At 69.3% G+C, this 18,030-nt stretch carries 10 protein-coding genes; 4 read left to right on the top strand and 6 right to left on the bottom strand.

All coding sequences use genetic code 11. The annotated features are described in order from the left end of the window. Window positions 1-93 precede the first annotated feature (93 nt). The 4 genes from ACN6LB_RS18470 (at window position 94) to ACN6LB_RS18455 (ending at window position 6,852) form a co-directional block, all read left to right on the top strand. Window positions 94-1,920, top strand: a complete 1,827-nt coding sequence (locus tag ACN6LB_RS18470; protein ID WP_356138387.1) for an AMP-dependent synthetase/ligase — start codon at window positions 94-96, stop codon at window positions 1,918-1,920. Between the two features lie 161 nt (window positions 1,921-2,081). After that, entirely contained in the window at window positions 2,082-3,338 is a 1,257-nt protein-coding gene (locus tag ACN6LB_RS18465; RefSeq protein ID WP_445026867.1) for an ABC transporter substrate-binding protein, read from the top strand. 23 nt (window positions 3,339-3,361) lie between these two features. After that, a complete protein-coding gene (locus ACN6LB_RS18460) occupies window positions 3,362-6,073 on the top strand; it encodes an ABC transporter permease subunit (protein ID WP_445026866.1) in 2,712 nt (903 codons plus the stop codon). After that, on the top strand, window positions 6,070-6,852 hold the full coding sequence (locus ACN6LB_RS18455) for an ABC transporter ATP-binding protein (protein WP_445026865.1): 783 nt from the start codon (window positions 6,070-6,072) through the stop codon (window positions 6,850-6,852). The genes ACN6LB_RS18460 and ACN6LB_RS18455 overlap by 4 nt, the downstream gene beginning before the upstream one ends. Here the strand turns inward: ACN6LB_RS18455 and ACN6LB_RS18450 are convergent. From ACN6LB_RS18450 to ACN6LB_RS18425, 6 genes are all read right to left on the bottom strand, one after another. Continuing rightward, window positions 6,845-9,289 carry a PQQ-dependent sugar dehydrogenase gene (locus ACN6LB_RS18450; RefSeq protein ID WP_445026864.1) on the bottom strand — a complete coding sequence of 815 codons (2,445 nt, stop codon included), beginning with the start codon at window positions 9,287-9,289 and terminating at the stop codon, window positions 6,845-6,847. The genes ACN6LB_RS18455 and ACN6LB_RS18450 overlap by 8 nt on opposite strands. 46 nt (window positions 9,290-9,335) lie before the next feature. After that, window positions 9,336-10,979 (bottom strand): glycosyl hydrolase family 8, encoded by a 1,644-nt coding sequence (locus ACN6LB_RS18445; RefSeq protein WP_445026863.1) that lies wholly within the window; start codon window positions 10,977-10,979, stop codon window positions 9,336-9,338. 12 nt (window positions 10,980-10,991) lie between these two features. Continuing rightward, a complete protein-coding gene (locus ACN6LB_RS18440; RefSeq protein ID WP_445026862.1) occupies window positions 10,992-12,383 on the bottom strand; it encodes a carbohydrate-binding protein in 1,392 nt (463 codons plus the stop codon). A 170-nt stretch (window positions 12,384-12,553) separates the two neighbouring features. After that, on the bottom strand, window positions 12,554-14,281 hold the full coding sequence (locus tag ACN6LB_RS18435) for a carbohydrate-binding protein (protein WP_445026861.1): 1,728 nt from the start codon (window positions 14,279-14,281) through the stop codon (window positions 12,554-12,556). Further along, window positions 14,281-16,110, bottom strand: a complete 1,830-nt coding sequence (locus ACN6LB_RS18430) for a galactose-binding domain-containing protein (RefSeq protein ID WP_445026860.1) — start codon at window positions 16,108-16,110, stop codon at window positions 14,281-14,283. Before ACN6LB_RS18430 ends, ACN6LB_RS18435 begins: the two co-directional genes overlap by 1 nt. Beyond that, window positions 16,107-18,029 (bottom strand): glycosyl hydrolase family 28 protein, encoded by a 1,923-nt coding sequence (locus ACN6LB_RS18425; RefSeq protein ID WP_445026859.1) that lies wholly within the window; start codon window positions 18,027-18,029, stop codon window positions 16,107-16,109. Before ACN6LB_RS18425 ends, ACN6LB_RS18430 begins: the two co-directional genes overlap by 4 nt. Window position 18,030: the final 1 nt, after the last annotated feature.

Here is an 18,030-nt window from a genome sequence, read left to right as displayed (position 1 = left end):
TTCCGGACGTTCGGACGCTCCTTCGCCCCTCCCGCACGCCAGCCCGTTGAGGTAGCTTTCACGGCGCTGTGCTGAGCGCCACTAGGAGCGGGTTTGCGCGAGTTCACCAACCCTCCACTGGCGTCGCCGCCGCCGGTGGGCGGCCTGGCCGACGTCGTGTTCGACCATGCCCTCGAAGACCCGCTGTACATCGCCCTCGGCCGCAAGGACGAGGGCGGCCAGTGGCGCGACGTGACCTCCGCCGAGTTCCGCGACGAGGTCCTCGCCCTGGCCAAGGGGCTGCTCGCCCACGGGATCCGGTTCGCGGACCGGGTCGCGATCATGTCCCGTACGCGCTACGAGTGGACGCTCTTCGACTACGCGCTCTGGACGATCGGCGCCCAGGTCGTGCCGATCTACCCGACCTCCTCCGCCGAGCAGGTCTTCTGGATGCTGCACGACGCGCAGGTCTCCGCGGTCATGGTCGAGCACGAGGACCACGCGATGACCGTCGCCACGGTCGTCGACCGGCTCCCGCACCTGCACCAGCTCTGGCAGCTCGACGTGGGCGCCGTCCAGGAGCTGTACGAGGCGGGCGCGGGCATCGACGACGAGGTGGTGCACCGGCACCGGCGGGCGGTCACCCCGGAGTCGATCGCGACGATCATCTACACGTCCGGCACCACCGGGCGCCCCAAGGGCTGCGTGCTCACCCACGCGAACTTCATGTTCGAGACGGACACCGCCATCGACCGCTGGGAGCCCGTCTTCCACTCCAAGCGCGGCGACGAGGCGGCCACCCTGCTGTTCCTGCCGCTCGCCCATGTCTTCGGGCGGATGGTGCAGGTCGCGGCGATCCGCGGCAAGGTCAAGTTCGGCCACCAGCCGCAGCTCAACGCGGCCGCCCTGCTGCCCGACCTCGCCGCGTTCCGGCCGACGTTCGTCCTCGCCGTGCCGTACATCTTCGAGAAGGTCTTCAACGCCTCCCGCCGCAAGGCCGAGAAAGAGGGCCGCTCGGGCCCCTTCGAGAAGGCCGTCGACGTCGCGGTGCGCTACGCGGACGCCGTGGAGTCGAAGGCCTGGGGCATCGGCCCCGGCCCCTCGGCAAGCCTGCGGATGCAGCACCAGTTCTTCGACAAGCTCGTCTACTCCAAGGTGCGCGCCGCTCTCGGCGGCCGGATGAAGCACGCCATGTCCGGCGGCTCGGCGATGGACCGGCGGCTCGGGCTCTTCTTCGCCGGCGCCGGAGTGACCATCTTCGAGGGGTACGGCCTCACGGAGTCCACGGCGGCCGCGACCGCCAACCCGCCCGAGCGCACCCGGTTCGGCACCGTCGGCCAGGCGCTGCCCGGCACCACCGTGCACATCGCGGACGACGGCGAGATCTGGCTGAGCGGCGGCAACGTCTTCCAGGGCTACCTCAACGACCCCAAGGCCACCGACGCCACCCTGCACGACGGCTGGCTCGCCACCGGCGACCTGGGCTCCCTCGACGAGGACGGCTACCTCACCATCACCGGGCGCAAGAAGGAGATCCTGGTGACCTCCGGAGGCAAGAGCGTCTCGCCGGGCATCCTGGAGGAGCGGGTGCGCGACCATCCGCTGGTCGCCCAGTGCATCGCGGTCGGCAACGACCGGCCCTACATCGCGGCGCTGGTCACCCTGGACTCGGAGGCCGTCGAACACTGGCTGCAGATGCACGGCAAGCCGCAGCTGACCCCGTCGGAGCTGGTGCGCGACCCCGACCTGGAGACCGAGGTGCGACGCGCCGTCGTCGCCGCGAACACACTGGTCTCGCAGCCCGAGTCGATCCGTACGTTCCGGATCCTGGCCCATCAGTTCACCGAGGAGCACGGCTTGCTGACGCCCTCGCTGAAGCTGAAGCGGAAGGCGATCGAGAAGGCCTACGCCGACGAGGTGCAGGCGCTCTACCAGGCGTAGACCTCTGACCTGGAACACCGGACCGCCAGGCCTTCTCTGACGGACCGTCATTTCATGGTGCGTCAGATATTGACGGGTCGTCAGATCCAACCGACACTTTCGCAGGGCCGAGGCCCGGGGGTGTCCCCCGGAAGGCAGGGCCCGACGGAGGGGGACCGACCGTGTCGCGACCGATCCGCACCATCGCCGGCGTCGTGGCCGCGCTGCTGCTCGCAGGCGCCTGCAACTCCGCTGCCAGTGACGGCAGTTCGGGCAAGGGGGCCGGTGGTTCCGTGCGCGGGGTCACCGGTGACTCCATCAAGGTCGGGGGCATCGTCTCGATGACCACCGCCACCGGGTACTCGAAGAAGGACACCGATCTCGGGGCCAGGGCGCGGTTCGACCGGGCCAATGCCGAAGGCGGGGTCAACGGACGGAAGATCGCCTATCTGGGGGCACAGGACGACGGACAGGACCCGGCGAGGAACCTGGCCGCCGCGCGCAAACTCGTGCAGCAGGACAAGGTGTTCGCGATCGCACCGATGAGCTCGACGACCTTCTCGGGTGCGGACTTCCTCCAGCAGCAGAAGGTGCCGACGTTCGGCTGGGGCACCCTGCCGTCCTTCTGCGGGCAGACGTACATCTACGGATTCGGCGGCTGCATGGTGCCGATGCCGGGCGGCACGATCTCGCAGACCTGGCCCGAGGGGCTCAAGCACGTCACGGGCGGCGCCGAGGGCAAGTCTGTGGCGATCCTCGCCAATGACAGCGACGCCGGGAACTTCGCCATCCGCACCTACAAGCAGAGCTTCGCGACGGCGGGCTACAAGGTGACCTACGCGAAGCCGTCGGTGCCCGCCACGTCGGTGCCGAGCGACTGGTCGGCGTACACGAAGGACATCCTGCGCAGCAACGGCGGAAAGGCGCCGGACGCGGTGGTCTCCGTGATGCAGACGCCGTACAACATCGGGCTGTTCACCGCGCTCAAGCGCGGCGGCTACCGGGGCGTGCTGACCGATCCGACCGACTACGACCCCTCGCTGCTCGCCAAGAGCGCCACGAAGCAGGCGCTCGACGGGGTGCACATCCTGCTGTCCTTCCAGCCGTTCGAGCAGGAGAACGCGGCGATGAAGCAGTTCACGGCGGACATCAGGAAGGCGGCCGGAAAGGAGGTGCCGTTGAACATGCACATGATGACCGGCTATATGTCGGCCGACCTCTTCCTCGCCATCGCGAGGAAGGCCGGCAAGAACCTCACGCCGGCGTCCTTCCAGAAGGCGGCCGGCAAATTCTCCGACTCGGGCACCATGGTCGGCGACCGCGCCGAGCCCAAGGGGCAGCAGGAGTCGTTCGGGTGCGGGGCCCTGGTGCAGCTGAAGGACGGCAAGTACGTCGTATCGGCGCCCTTCACCTGCTATCCGCCGATCCCCTTCAAGTAGCTGGCCCGGCGAGGGTACTTGGCATGTCGGACCTGCTGGCTTTCGTCCTCAGCGGACTCGTCTCGGGCGCGCTGTACGCCCTGCTGGCGACGGGGCTCGTGCTCTCCTGCTCGGCCTCGGGGCTGTTCAACTTCGCACACGGTGCCACCGCCTATCTGTGCGCGCTCGCCTTCTACGAGCTGCACTCCGGCCTCGGCTGGCCCGCCGTGCCGACAGCTGTGCTGCTCGTGTGCGGGATGGCGCCCGCGCTGGGCTGGGGCCTGGACCGGCTGATGTTCCGCAAGCTGGCGCGGGTCGGCGAGACCGCCCAGATCGTCGCCACCATCGGGCTGTTGGTGGCGCTGCCCGCGCTCGGGCTGTGGGTCGTGGAGCTGCTGGAGGACGCGGGCGTTTCCGTCCGGCCCGCCGAGAACCAGTTCGGGCTGCCCGGGGTCGGACCGAGTCCTGCGAAGTCCTGGCAGCTGATGGACGGCGTGGGCGTCGACTCCGACCAGCTGATCACCTGGCTGGCCACGGCAGTGGTGGCCGTCGGACTGTGGATCCTGCTGCGGCACACACCGCTCGGTCTGCAACTCCGTGCGGCGGTGGACAACCGGTCGCTCGTGGAGCTGCGCGGGATCAGCGCCGACCGGCTGTCGTCGATCGCCTGGACGCTGTCGTCGGGACTCGCCGGCCTGGCGGGTGTCCTGGCCACCCCGCTGCTGGGCCTGTCGGCCCACGACTTCACCCTCTTCCTCTTCGTGTCGGCGACGGCTGCCGTGCTCGGCCGCTTCGCGTCGATCCCGCTCGCCTTCGCGGGCGGCCTGGGGCTCGGGGTGCTGCAGAACCTCGTCGCCGGGTACGCCACCTTCGCCGAACGCGTCACGGGATTCCGTACGGCCGTCCCGTTCCTGATCCTCTTCGCCGGGCTGCTCGTGCTGACACGGCGCCGGCGTACGGCGGGGACCGCTGCCACGGACGCGCCGCCGGCCGACTCCCCGACAGGCAGGTCCTGGATCCGGCGCTGGGGCCCATGGACGGCCGCCGGGCTGCTCCTCGCTGTCGCCCTCTACACGGTCACGACCCCGTTCTGGAGCGGCCTGCTCGCCCAAGGCCTGGCCCTTTCCCTGGTGTTCGTGTCCTTCACGGTGGTGACGGGGCTCGGCGCGATGGTGTCGCTGGCGCAGGCCACGTTCGTGACGGGCGCGGCGCTGGTCGCGGGGCTGCTGATGAGCCACGGCTGGCCGTTCGTGGCCGCGGCGGCCGTCGGCACGTGCGCGGCCGCGCTGCTCGGCGCGCTGGTCGCCCTCCCGGCGCTGCGGCTCGGCGGCCGCTCCCTCGCGCTCGCCACTCTCGCACTCGCCTTCCTCGCCGACCAAGTCCTCTTCCAAATGAGCTGGTTGAGGAACGGTGACACCGGCTGGGCGATCCCGCGTCCCGTCTTCGGTCCGGTGGACCTGAACGACGACCGGGCGATGGGCCTGGCGATGATCGTTCTGGTCGCCCTGGCGGTGGCGTCGCTCAGCGCGTTGCGGAACTCTCCGTCCGGGCGGGCCATGCTGGCCGTCCGCTCGGCGCCCGCCGCGGCGATGGCCTCCGGCGTCTCCGTCGTCCGCACCAAGCTGATGCTTTTCACGCTCTCCGCCGGGCTCGCCGGCTTCGGCGGTGTGCTGTACGCGTCGTACAGCACCCGCGTCACGGCGACGGACTTCACGGCGATGACCGGCCTGATCTGGCTCGCGGTGGTCGTGGCGGCGGGTGTGCGGCGCCCCCAGTTCGCGGTGGTGGCCGGGCTCGTCTACGCCGTCGTACCGCACCTCGTCTCCGACTACGTGACCGACTCCGTCCACCTCCCGGTGATCCTCTTCGGTCTGGCGGGCCTCGCCCTGGCGAACGACCCGGACGGGTACTGCGCCGCCGTACCGACGCGTCGGCACCGAAGGCGAGTCGCGGCGGCGAGCCCACGCCCGGCACCGGAACAGCCCGCCGCCGCGAACCCGTCCCCCGAGGCCGCACTCGAACTCCGGGGCATCCGTGCCGGATACGACGGCGCCCCCGTCCTGCACGGCGTCGACCTCGCCGTACGCCCGGGCGAGATCCTCGCCCTCCTCGGCCCCAACGGCGCGGGCAAGTCCACCACGTGTCAGGTCGCCGCCGGGCTGCTGCGCCCGCTGGAGGGCCGGGTGTACGTCGCCGGGCGCGACGCCACCCGCGAACGGGCCGTCGGCCGGTCCCGGGGCGGGGTGCTGCTGGCCCCCGAGGGACGCGGCATCTTCCCGGCCCTCACGATCGAGGAGAACCTCGCCCTGCACCTGCGGGAGAAGGACGACCGGGACGGCGTGTACGAGCGCTTCCCCGGGCTCGTCGCGCGGCGCAGCGTTCCCGCCGGGTCTCTCTCCGGCGGCGAACAGCAGATGCTCGCGCTCGCGCCGCTCCTTCAGCGCCCGCCGAAGGTGCTCGTCGTCGACGAGCCGTCGCTCGGGCTCGCCCCACGCGTGGTCGACGAGGTGTTCCGGCTGCTCGTCGAGCTGAGGGAGGCCGGGACGGCGCTCCTGCTGGTCGAGGAGAAGGCGACGGAGGTCCTCGGGGTCGCGGACACCGTCGCCTATCTCGCGCAGGGTCGGGTGGCCTGGTGCGGCCCGCGCGCCGAGGTGCGGGCGGACCGGCTGACGGAGGCGTATCTGGGCATCGGGGCAGGACGGCCGGGGCCGGCGAAGCGACAGGGGCCGTCGGCCGAGGGGGTGGTCCGTCCATGAGCGACGCACCCGTACTGGAGGCCGTCGGGGTCGGCGTCCGCTTCGGCGGCATCCGCGCCCTCGACGGCGTCGGCCTCGCGCTGCGCCCGGGCGAGATCTGCGGACTCATCGGGCCCAACGGCGCCGGGAAGACAACCCTGTTCGACGTCCTTTCGGGCATCCGCCGCCCCGACGAGGGCCGGATCCTGCTCGACGGCGCGGACATCACCCGCCGCTCCCCCGTCTGGCGCGCCCGGCACGGCATGCGCCGCACCTTCCAACGACAGCAGCTGTTCGGCCAACTCACCGTGGCCGACAACCTGGTCGTGGCCCAGGAATGGCACGGCGGCGGTGGCGGCCTGGCCGCGGACCTGCTGGCGTCGCCCACCCGGCGCCGACGCGAGAGCAAGCGACGCGACCGTGCGGCGGCCGTGCTCCGCGACTGCGGACTCGACGGACTGGGCGAGGTGTACGCCGCGGCTCTTCCGGTGGGCCGGGCCCGGATGGTGGAACTGGCGCGCGCGGTGGCGGATCCGCCCAGGGTGCTGCTCCTGGACGAACCCACCTCCGGAATGACCGATGACGAAACCCGGCGTCTGTCCTCTGTCATCCGTCAGCTGGCAGCCGAGGACGATTGCGCGGTCCTCCTCGTCGAGCACAACGTCGCCTTCGTCATGCGGCTGTGCTCTCGCGTCGTCGTCCTCGACCTGGGCCGGGTCCTCGCCGAGGGCACGGCCGCCGAGGTGCACGCCGACCCGAAGGTCAGGGACGCGTACCTCGGCGCCGCGCCCGCTAGTTGACGCTCACCCGGAAAATCTTGTCCGAGCCGTCCGCCGCTCCTCCGTTGTTGTCGCAGTTGGTGGTGGAGAGCCAGAGCTGGTCGGCGCCGGGCACCTTGGTGACGGTGCGCAGGCGGCCGTAGGTGCCGACGTAGTACGCGGTGGGGGTGCCGACGCTTTCGGTGTCGCCGGTGATGGGGATGCGCCAGAGGCGTTCACCGCGGAGGGAAGCCATGTAGATGACGTTGCGGACGATGGCGATGCCGCTGGGTGAGGCTTCGGAGACGTTCCAGGTCTTCTTGGGGTTGGTCATTCCGGCCGTGCTGCACGTGCCTTCGCAGATCGGCCAGCCGTAGTTGGCGCCGGGCTTGATGAGGTTGAGTTCGTCCTTGGAGCTGTTGCCGAACTCGGCTTCCCAGAGGCGGCCGTTGCGGTCGAAGGCGAGGCCCTGCGGGTTGCGGTGGCCGTAGCTGTAGACGTAGTTGCCGAAGGGGTTGCCGGGAGCGGCCTTGCCGTCCGTGGTCATGCGCAGGATCTTGCCGTTGAGGGAGTTCTTGTCCTGGGCGAGGTCGGGGGTCTGGGCCTCGCCGGTGGAGACGTACAGGTAGCCGTCGGGGCCGAAGGCGAGCCGTCCGCCGTTGTGGTAGCGGTTCTTCTTGATGCCTTGGAGGAGGACGGTGTAGCCGCTGAGGGAGCTGCCGTTGTAGGTCATGCGGACGACGCGGTTGCCCTCGGAGGCGGTGTGCATGAAGTAGACGTAGTGGTTGGTGGCCCAGTCGGGGTCGACGGCCACGCCCAGCAGACCGCCTTCGCCGTCGGTCGTCACGGCGTTGGGCACGGTGCCCACCTGGGTCTTCGTGCCGTCCTTGGCGACCTTCCAGACGCGGAAGTCGTCCCGCTCGGTGACCAGGGAGGTCTGGCCGTCGGGCATCCAGTAGGTGCCCCACGGGATGGTCAAGCCGGTGGAGATGGTGGTGATGGACGACGGGACGCCGCCGTCGGTCGAGCAGGCCTGGGTGGTGAAGGTGACGGTGTTGCTCTGCGGGGAGGTGTTCCCGGCGGCGTCGCGCGCCACCGCGTTCAGGGTGTACGGGCTGTTGCAGGCGAGGCCGGTCAGCGTGGTCGACGTGCCGGTGACGGACTTGTAGACGGTGGTGCCGCTGCGCACGTCGTAGCCGACGACCGCCTTGTCGTCCGTGGAGGCGCCCCAGCTCAGGTCGGCGCTGGTGGCGGTGACGTTGGCGGCGGTCAGTGTGCCCGGCTTGGTGGGCGGGGTGGTGTCGGAGCTGGGCTTGGTCGTGCAGTCGACGGCCGGGCCGGCCGGTGAGGTGTTGCCGGACGCGTCCCGGGCGATGACGGTGAGGTTGTAGGCGGTGTTCGGCGTCAGACCGGTGAGGTTCTTCGAGGTCACGTCGCCGGCGGCCTCGCCGATCTTGTTGCCGTGTTCGTAGAGGTCGTACGCCGTCACGCCGACGTTGTCCGTGGAGGCGTCCCAGGTCAGCGTGAGTGCGTCCTCGCCGATGTTCGAGCAGCTGGGCTGACCGGGCCGGGTGGGTGCCTGGGTGTCGGCCGCCGCGCCGACGCTCAGTCTGTCGAGGTTGGGGCCACCCGCCGCGGTCGTGGCGGTGGCACGGATCTTGTTGGAGCCCGCGCTGAGCTGGGCGTTGAGGGTCTTGGTCGCCCAGGTGTCCCAGTCGGCGGTGGCCGGGAAGGAGACGCCCGAAGCGACCACCGTGCCGTTCACCGAGATGTCCATCGGACGGTCGGTCGTGGTCCCGTTGGCGTACCGCAAGGCGAGCGACGCGCTGCCCGCCGAGGCGGCGCTCACCGTGAACTCCACATACGAGCCGGCGATGTTGGTGTAGTCGACGAAGCCCGTGCCCGTGAAACCGGTGTGGTTGGTGGCCACCGCGCCCTGGGAGATCGTGGCGTCCTCGGCCTGGTGGTCGGTGGTGGCCGCGGCGAGCTCGAAGTCGAGGTAGTCGGTGTTGGGGAGACCGCCCGAACCGGTGGCGGTGAGGCGGATCTTGTTGCTGCCCGCGTTCACCGGGACGGTCAGCGTCGAGGTGGTCCAGGCGTCCCAGGTGGTGGTGGACGGGAAGGAGTACCCGGCCTTCACCACCGTGCCGTTGACCGCGATGTCCGCCGGGCGGTCGGCGGTGGTGCCGTTGGCGTAGCGCAGGGCCACGGTGGCGGTGCCCGCGGACGTGGCGTTGACGGTGAACTCGACGTAACTGCCTGCCGCGTTGGGGGTGTTGAGGAAGCCGGCGCCGGAGTATCCGGCGTAGTTGCTGTCCACGGTGGAGCCCGACGTGTAGGCGGCGCTCTCCGCCTCGTAGCGTGCGGGCGCTGCCGAGGCCGACTGCGGTACTGCCTGGACGAGTCCGGCACAAAGGAGCACGACCGCACCGATGGCGATCCTCCTCAGCCGGCCTCTGGATGGGGTGGCGCTGCGCATCTGAACCTCCGTCAGATCCGAGAGAGTTGCAGGTGAGTGAGGGAGATCAGGGCGCCCAGTAGTTGCCGGACGCCACGATCATCGACTGGAGCTGGACGCTGCCGCCGTAGTAGAGCGAGGAGTTGATCGCCGTGCCGGCGAGCTTGTTCCAGAGGGCGTCCAGCCAGGACTGCGAGCCGGAGTCGGTCATGGCCGTGACGACGAAGGGCGCGGTGAACGCCATGTCGTGCCCGCTGTCGAACGCCGAGCCGTTCAGGTGGTAGCCGGTGACGATGCTGTCGGGGCTGCCGCCGGTCTTCGCCTTGATCCAGGAGTTGAGCTTGCGCGCCGAGGCGAGGGACGCCGCGTCGCCGCCGGTGACGGCGTCGACACCGATCCGCCACGGGTCACGGCAGGCGTTCCAGCCGTAGTCGCCGTCGTTGGGGCTCTCCAGGACCTCGCCGCTCGCGGGCTTCGGGGTGCCGTTCGTGTTCACGACGAAGTCCGCCAACAGGCCGGTGCCGGAGGCGTAGTTGGCCTGTTGCTGGGTGATCAGGTTCTGGTGGGCGGTGCGGATGGTGTCCCAGGCGGTGTCGCCTGTGGCGCGGCGGAAGGCCCGGAAGTGGTCGAGCATCCAGTCCGACGAGCGCGTCATGTAGTAGTACTGGTCGCCCGAGGAGGACCAGTCGCCGAGCTTCGTCAGATGCGTGCTCGGGTTGACCTCACTGGCCTTGATCGCGTTGATGTGCTTGGTCGCCAGGTCCTTGTAGTTGTACGTGCCCGCACTCCCCCACTGCTTGTCGGCGAGCAGCAGTCCGTACGCCACGTCGAGGTCGCCGTCGGTCGCCGAGTCGGAGCCGTCGACGGACTTGCAGGAGGAGTCCTGCTCGGCCGCGAGCAGGTTGGAGTTGTGCACCGACGGGTGCGCCAGCATGTACTTGACCAGGCCGTCGAAGATCTTCTTCGCGTCGGGGTCGGCGCCGGCCATGAACGCGCTGACGACCATGCCGTAGCCCTGGCCCTCGGCGACGTAGGAGTGGTCTGCGTCGGGCGAGATGACCTCGTACCAGCCGTTGCCGCAGTTCTGCCGCACGAAGGCGGACTTCCAGGCGGTGTACTTGCCGACGACCGCCTGGTCGAGGGTCGCCTGACCGCCCGAGGGCTTCAACGTCCCTGTCGTGTACGGGAATTGGTGGCTGCCGAACGGGACGGCGGGCCCGCTCGTGCTGGGCGCACCGACGGTGGTCCTGTCGAGGTTGGGTCCGCCGTTGGCGGTGGTCGCGGTGGCGCGGACCTTGCCTGCGCCCGCGGTCAGCGAGACGGTGACCGACTTGGTGGCCCAGGTGTCCCAGTTGCCGGTCGGCGCGAAGGACACGTTCGAGGCGACGACCGTACCGTTCACGGAGATGTCCATCGGGCGGTCGGTGGTGGTGCCGTTGGCGTAGCGCAGACCGATCGAGGTGCTGCCCGCCGCGTCCGGAGTCACCGTGAACTCGACGTACGAGCCGGCGATGTTGGTGTAGTCGACGAAGCCCGCGCCCGTGAAACCGGTGTGGTTGGTGGCCACCGCGCCCTGCGAGATCGTGGCGTCCTCGGCCTGGTAGTCGGTGGCCGCCGCTGCCGTCCCGGCTGTCGTCAGGCCGAGCAGGGGCAGTGCGAGGGCCAGGGCGGTGCCCCAGGTCAGGGCGCGTCTGCGATGCGTGAGTTTCATGATCGCCCTTTCTCAGCCCGTGTACTGGGCGAAGACCCTGAGGTAGTCGTACGGCTGCTGGGTGACGCCGCTGCACGCGTCGCCGTCGGAGCCGGAGCCGCAGGCCCGGTCACGGTTGACGGCCCAGTAGGTGAGGCGTGCGATGTGGTGCTGTTGGGCGTAGGCGAGCATGGTCCGGAAGTCGGAGATGCGGACGAGCTCGCCGGAGTCGTCGGTCTTGCCGTTCATCGACGAGAGGCCGATGTGCGCGTACGCCGTCGTGTCGCTGTAGCCGTACGCGGACTTGACACGCCCCTTCAGGCCTTCCATGGCCTGGGTGGTCAGCGTGCCCATGTTGGTCGTGCCGCCGCCGAAGTCGAACGGCATGATGCACCAGATGTCGTTGGCCAGACCGGAGTTGGCGCCACGGTTGATCATGTCGACGCCGGTGGAGTCGGGGCCGCTGGTGGTGGTGCCGAAGGTGATGATGGTCTTGAGGCCGGAGTTGTCGGCCTTCACGATCTTCAGCGCGTCGATCACACGCTGCCGGACGGTGGCGTTGCCCCACTCGGTGTTCTCGATGTCGATGTCGATGACCTTGAGGCGGTAGGCGTTGATGACCTTCTGGTAGGCGCCCGCGAGCGAAGAGGCACTGCTGCACTTCTCGCCGAGCTTCGCGCCGCTCCAGCCACCGAAGGAGACGATCACGTCACCACCGGCCGACCGGATCGAGTTGATCTTCGACTGGTCGTCGCCGCCGGTCAGCGGGCGCGAGCCGTCCCAGGCGGGGTTGCAGGAGCCGTCGGAGAGGATGAAGGCGAGGGTGAACCACTTGACGCCGGTCGCCGACATCACGGAGGTCGGGCTCTGCGGGTTGCCCCAGCCGAAGTACTCGTACGGCGCGACCGCCAGGCCGGGGGTGCCGACGGGGGTGCTGCCGAGCGTCAGTTCGTCGAGGTTGGGTCCGCCGTTGGCGGTGGTCGCGGTGGCGCGGACCTTGCCTGCGCCCGCGGTCAGCGAGACGGTGACCGACTTGGTGGCCCAGGTGTCCCAGTTCGCGGTGGGCGCGAAGGACACGTTCGAGGCGACGACCGTGCCGTTCACGGAGATGTCCATCGGGCGGTCGGTGGTCGTGCCGTTGGCGTAGCGGAAGGTCAGGGTCGTCTGACCGGCGGCCGCCGCGTCCGCCGTGAACTCGACGTACGAGCCGGTGATGTTGGTGTAGTCGACGAAGCCCGTGCCCGTGAAGCCCGTGTGGTTGCCGGCCACCGCGCCCTGCGAGATCGTGGCGCTCTCGGCCTGGTAGTCGGTGGCCGCGGCCGCCGCGCGGGCCGACGGGGGCGAGGCGAACAGCAGGGAGAGCAGCAGCCCGAACAGGGCGGCGAGGACCACGCCGAGACGGCGTGGGGGTGCGAGGGGGTGCACGTGGATCTACCTCCAGGAGCGGTGAGAGGGACGGGGAAGCGGTGCGGTGCGAGGGACGGGGAAGCGGTGCAATGTGGGGGTGTTAGGAAGGGTTCCTAACTTTTGATGGGCACACGTCCCCGCCTGCGAGAGCGCGGGCGGGGAGGTGCGGGGACTGTCGGTGGCAGGCCTCAACTCCGGTCGAGAGCGTCCACGTTGGGCGCGCCGTTCGTGGTCGTGGCCGTCACCCTGATCGTGTTCGTGCCCGCCCTGAGCGGCACCGTGAGCGTCGAGGCCGCCCAGGTGTCCCAGCTCCCCGTGCCGTTGAAGGCGCGGTTCGCGGAGACGACGGTGCCGTTCACGGTGACGTCCATCGGGCGGCCCACGGTGGACCCGTTGGCGTACCTGATGGCCACCGAGGCGTTGCGGGAGGTGGCCGAGTCCACGGTCCACTCGACGTACGCGCCCGCCGCGTTGGCCGTGTTCACGAAGCCGGTGCCGGTGAAGCCGAGGTGGTCGGTGTCGACGGTCGAGCCGGACGTGGTGCCCGCCTGCTCCGCCTGGTAGCGCACAGTCCTGGTGCCGAGCGGGGCCACCCGGATCAGCCGGGCCTCGCCCGGCCGCAGGGTGGCGCTGTAGGTGTCGGCGACCGTGCCCTTGTCGGCCCCCGACCAGAGGTCCGTGACCTGACCGGAGCCGGTGAATCCGACCTGCGACCAGTTCACCGTCGCCGTCGAGGAGCCGGACGTACCGGTGTTGAAGAGCGCGACCACGAAGTCCCCGGTGTCCTCGCGCTTGCTCCAGACCTGGTTGACGCCGCTGGAGGCGATGCGCCCCGCCGCGTATCCGTCCTGGTCGACGGCGATCAACCGGTCGTTGGTGAGCATCGCCGTGTCGACCGGGTCCAGCTGGGTCAGGTCGGTGCCGAGCAGCAGGGGCGCGCCGGCCATCGACCACAGGGTGAACTGCGAGCGCCGCTGGTCTGCGGTGAGTCCGGCCTGGTCACCGTTGCCGATCTCCAGGGAGTCCAGGTCGTTCCAGCCGCCGGGGCCCGCGTACTGCTGCCAGTTGGCGGCCGAGGTGAAGCGGGTCGTGACATGGGACCAGTCGGTGAGCGGATAGCCGCTGCCGTTGGGGCCCGATCCGCAGTAGCACTCGACGTCGCCCTGGGTGCGCCAACTGTTGGCCAGGGAACGCCAGGTGGGGGCGTCGGCGATGGCGAGGTTGTTGGAGAGGGCGTAGTTGATCGGACGGCCCGTGGCCCGCAGCGCCTTGTCCCAGGCCCGTACGTCGGGGATGTCCTGGCTGCCGACGCCGTCGATCTTGAGATAGTCGACGCCCCACGAAGCGAACTGCCTGGCCCAGGAGTTGACGAATTCCTGGGCGCCGGGCTTCGCGTAGTCGATGTAGTACATGTTCTTGCAGTTGTAGTTCTTCTCCAGGGTCGAGGTGTCCGCGATGTCCGCCGCGTGGTAGGAGGTGCCCTCGATCGGGGTGTTCTTCAGGACGGCGTTCTTGGCGATGCCCGGGGTGACGTAGAAGCCGAACTTCAGGCCCTTGGAGTGGACGTAGTCCGCCAACGCCTTGATGCCGGAGGGGAATTTGGCGGAGTCGACGGTCCAGCGGCCGTAGGAGTCGACGACGAAGCCGTTCGAGTCGCACTTCTGGTAGAAGTCGTCGAGGTTGACATTCACGAAGCCGTGCCGGTCGAGGCCACTGGACACCAGGGCGTCCGCCTGCGCCTCGATCTTGTCCTCGGTCGGCCAGCGGCGCACGAAACTCCAGCTGCTCCAGCCTATCGCCGGCCGGATGGACTGACCGTTGCCGGACGCGGCGGCGGGCGGGGCGGTCAGCAGCGGGATCGCTCCGGCGATCAACACGCCCGCGAGCGCGAGGAGTACGGCTCTGAGGTGTCTCATCACTTCGCCACCCCCGGTGCGGGCGTCGCGTACGACGTGCCGATCCATGCCTCGTCGATCCGCAGCCGCTTGTAGCGGGTGGTGTCGGTGGACGCCGCCCAGGTCGAGTCGACTTCGAGCCGTACGTAGCGCGCGTTGGCCGCGGTGATGTCGATGCCCTTCATGCCGCGGGCGCTGGGCAGTTGGCCGCTCTTGACCGCACTGCCCCAGGTGGAGCCGTCGTTGCTGAGGAACACCTTGTAGTCCTTGATTCGCGCGGACTGCTCGGTGTCGGAGCGCGCATAGGCGACCGAGTCCTCACGCTGGTTGAGGCCGAGGTACTGCACCCGCTTCGAGCTGCCGAGGTCGAAGGTGAGGGTGACCGGCAGCGTCTTGTTGCTGTCCCAGTAGCTGAGGTAGCTGCCGTCCGCGGCGGCCGGGGCGCCGTGCCCGCTCGCCGACGCGGCTGCGCTCATCGTGTACGAGGAGGCGGGCAGGATGCCCTGGCGTCCGGCCGTGGTCACCTTGAAGACGGTGTCGTACGGGTCCCAGCTGCCCAGCCCGTTCAGAGTGAGGACGCCGCCGGACTGGGACCAGGAAATGGCCGCCCCTGTCCGCAAGTTGGTCACGGACGCGATCCGGTAGCCGTTGTCGCGGATGCGCAGGGTGCCGGTGGACGGCGGGGTGAGGACATGGACGTACTGCCGGTCGGGGTCGGCCTTGCTGATCGTGGTGACTCCGTGGGCGCCGTCGTTCCAGAAGCCGGGCTTGAGGCCGCCGTACATGTAGCCGCCGCCCTCGACTCCGTGCAGGGACTCCCAGATGGGACCGAGGTAGGAGTTCGCGAAGTTGTTGAAGGACTCCTGGTTGGACGGGAACTTCCCGTTGACCTGGGCTGTTTCCGCCATCAGCGCCTTCACGGACGAGCCCGCGTTGGTGACGAGCCGGCCGAGGGTGAGCATGCGGTCGACGCTCGGGTTCGAGCCGTCGTACCACCAGGCTCCGCTGGACGGCAGCTTGAAGTCGGCCTCGGTGAGCCGGGGTTGGGCCGTGTAGACCGCCTGCGGGTAGTCGTACGACGGGGTCATTCCCGTCTTCTGCTCGTTGCTGATCATGTCCATGATCGGCGTGTCTTCGTTGTTGTTGCTGATCGTGTAGTTGGGGCGCTTCTGGTAGATCTGCGCGTAGAGGTCGTGGCTCTCCCAGTACGCGTTGTCGTTGTCGATCCAGAAGCCGCCGAGCGTCGGGTAGCGGTCCATGACCTCGAAGAAGTTGTCGTACGAGAACCGGCCGAACCCGTCACGGGTGGTGAGGTCGACGTTCGTGCCCTTGTAGGCGGAGTACGCCGCCGAGTCCAGCCACTCGTGGCCGCCCTCGTTGTGCCACTGGGGGTCGTCGGTCATGTAGAGGATGACCTTGAGGCCCTTTGCGGAGGCAGCGGTGATGAGTTCGCCGAGGAAGTCGCGCTTGCTGGCGCAGCTGCCGGGGATCGCCGAGGGCCAGGGGCGGGCGTAGCCGAGGCGGCTGTGGAAGGTGGCGAGGACGAGGTACTGGACGTGCAGTTTCTGGGCCTCCTGCACCCAGTAGTCGGGGGTCCAGCCGCCGTTCGTGACGTCGTTCTCCCAGGCGGAGCAGCTGGTGTGCTGCGGTGCGGTGCGCTCGCCCCAGTGCAGGAAGAGGCCGCCGGTCGAGGCGCGCAGGAAGGCCTGGCGGGGGTTCTGCAGGTCCGCGTGTGCGGGCGAGGGCAGCAGCAGCGCGCCGAGGAGGAGCGCCACCACCGCGATCAGGCGGGCGGTCAGTCGTCTGCTGGACAGTCGTCCGCCGGTCGGTCGTCTGCCGGTTCCGGTCATGCCGGCACCTCCAGGTAGTCGATGTTGGGGCAGCCGTTCGCGGTGGTCGCCGTCGCGCGGACGGTGTTCGCGCCCGCCGTGAGCGGGACGGCGACGCCGATCGTGCGCCAGGTCGTCCAGTCGGGCGCCGGCGGGAAGGAGACGCCGGATGCCACGACCTGGCCGTTGACGGTGATGTCCATCGGCCGGTCCGCGGTGGTGCCGTTGGCGTAGGCGATCGCGACGGTCTTCGTTCCCGCGCTCGCCGCGTTCACGTTCCACTCCACGTATGCGCCGGCCGCGTTGGCGGTGTTCACGAAGCCGGTGCCGGAGTAGCCCGCGTGGTCGGTGTCGACGGTGCTGCCCGTCGAGTACGTGGCGCTCTCGGCCTCGTGCCGCGTACCGGGCGTCGGTGTGGTGCCGCAGTCCTGGCTCGACCCCGACGCGGACAGCCGCAGCGCTCCGCCGGTCGTGTTGTGGCTGTCGGCGACGCAGTGGCCCGACACGGTCTGGAAGCCGATGTCGAAGGGGCTGGTGCTGCCCTTCTGCGCGGTGAACCGGGTGAACTTCACCGAGCTGCCCGCATTGGCGATGACCGCCGGGCGGCCGTCGTTCGCCGCGAACCGCACCGAGCTGTCGGTGAAGGTGACGTGGTCGGCGTTGTGCAGGTACCAGCCGTACGCGGGCCGGGTGCCGATGCTGTTCGGGTTGTAGTTGGTGGGGTCGTTGCTCGGCACGGCGGTGGACATGGTGCCGTTGCCACCGGGCACGGTGAGGTCGACGTCGGTGAAGGTGACGCCACTGATGTGGTTCGGGCTCGACTCGCCCCACAGGGTCGGGCTGAAGGAGGGGCTGGAGCCGGTGGCGGTGATGTCGTCGTAGGTGACGTTGCTGATGGAGCCGACGCCCGGGTTGTTGCCGCAGCGTTTGCGGGTGCCGATCTTCTGCGTGATCGGCGAGTGGACGTCTTTCATGGTGATGTCGCGGTAGTGGATGTCGGAGATCCTGGCACCGTCCATGGAGACCATGCCGAGCCCCGATTTGTTGGATCCCTCGATCCTGATGTGCTCGAAGCGGTAGTCCGTGAAGTCGCCGCAGGTCTCCGAGCCGAACATGAGCGCGTTGCAGCACACCGCCGAGAGGTACGAGTCACTCACCCGGCCGGGGCCGTTGGGCAGTTTGGCGCCCAGCGCGTAGTCGCTCTTGAAGACCAGTGCGTCGTCGTTGGCCTTGATGTTCGCGTTGGTGACGGTGACGTCGGTCGTGCTGATGATGTTCCAGCCGTCACGATCGGACGCGGTGTCGATGGTCAGGTGGTCCGAAGTGACGTTCGTACAGCCGTTGATGAGAGCCGCGAAGTGGCCGCCGCGGCGCAGGGTCAGACCGTCGCCGATGCGCAGGCCGTTGCAGCGGGTCAGCGAGATGATCTTGTCGGCTTCGCCGGAGGACGGGTTGCCGGTGATCAGGTTGCCCTGACCGTCGATGACGCCACCACCCACGAAGGCGATGTTGGTCAGCCGGTCGCCGTAGATCATCGCGTTGTGGAAGTGGCTGTGCCCGTAGTCCTGGTACTGGTCGTAGGGGTTGGACTCGGGCGGGTCGTACGTGTCCGCGCTGGAGCCCTGGAGTGTGGCGCCCGTGTCGACCTTGAGCGTCACGTTGCTCTTCATGTGGAGCGTGTTCTTGGACTTGTACGTCCCGGGTGAGGGGAGTTGGACGGTGCCGCCGCCGGCCGCGTTCGCTGCGTCGACCGCCTTCTGGACGGCGGGCGTGTCATTGGTGGAGCCGTCGCCCTTGGCGCCGTAGTCGCGCACGTCGAAGACGGCGGTGCCCGCCGTCGGTGCCTGGGGACTCGCGACGGCCGGGGGCTGGGACAGACCGAGGACGACGAGGAACCCGAGAAGGGTCAGGGAGAGTGCTCTGCGTACCGTGCTTCTCATG

It is taken from the genome of Streptomyces sp. SAS_270 (assembly GCF_052543295.1).
Note: the sequence above shows the minus strand (reverse complement) of the source record. Positions and strands in the feature narration are given on the sequence as shown.

Bases quoted from the DNA above. Each gene is read 5' to 3' on its own strand.
- ACN6LB_RS18460 (WP_445026866.1), top strand. From the start codon at position 3,362: ATGTCGGACCTGCTGGCTTTCGTCCTCAGCGGACTCGTCTCGGGCGCG.
- ACN6LB_RS18455 (WP_445026865.1), top strand. From the start codon at position 6,070: ATGAGCGACGCACCCGTACTGGAGGCCGTCGGGGTCGGCGTCCGCTTC.
- ACN6LB_RS18450 (WP_445026864.1), bottom strand. From the start codon at position 9,289: ATGCGCAGCGCCACCCCATCCAGAGGCCGGCTGAGGAGGATCGCCATC.
- ACN6LB_RS18445 (WP_445026863.1), bottom strand. From the start codon at position 10,979: ATGAAACTCACGCATCGCAGACGCGCCCTGACCTGGGGCACCGCCCTG.
- ACN6LB_RS18435 (WP_445026861.1), bottom strand. From the start codon at position 14,281: ATGAGACACCTCAGAGCCGTACTCCTCGCGCTCGCGGGCGTGTTGATC.
- ACN6LB_RS18430 (WP_445026860.1), bottom strand. From the start codon at position 16,110: ATGACCGGAACCGGCAGACGACCGACCGGCGGACGACTGTCCAGCAGA.
- ACN6LB_RS18425 (WP_445026859.1), bottom strand. From the start codon at position 18,029: ATGAGAAGCACGGTACGCAGAGCACTCTCCCTGACCCTTCTCGGGTTC.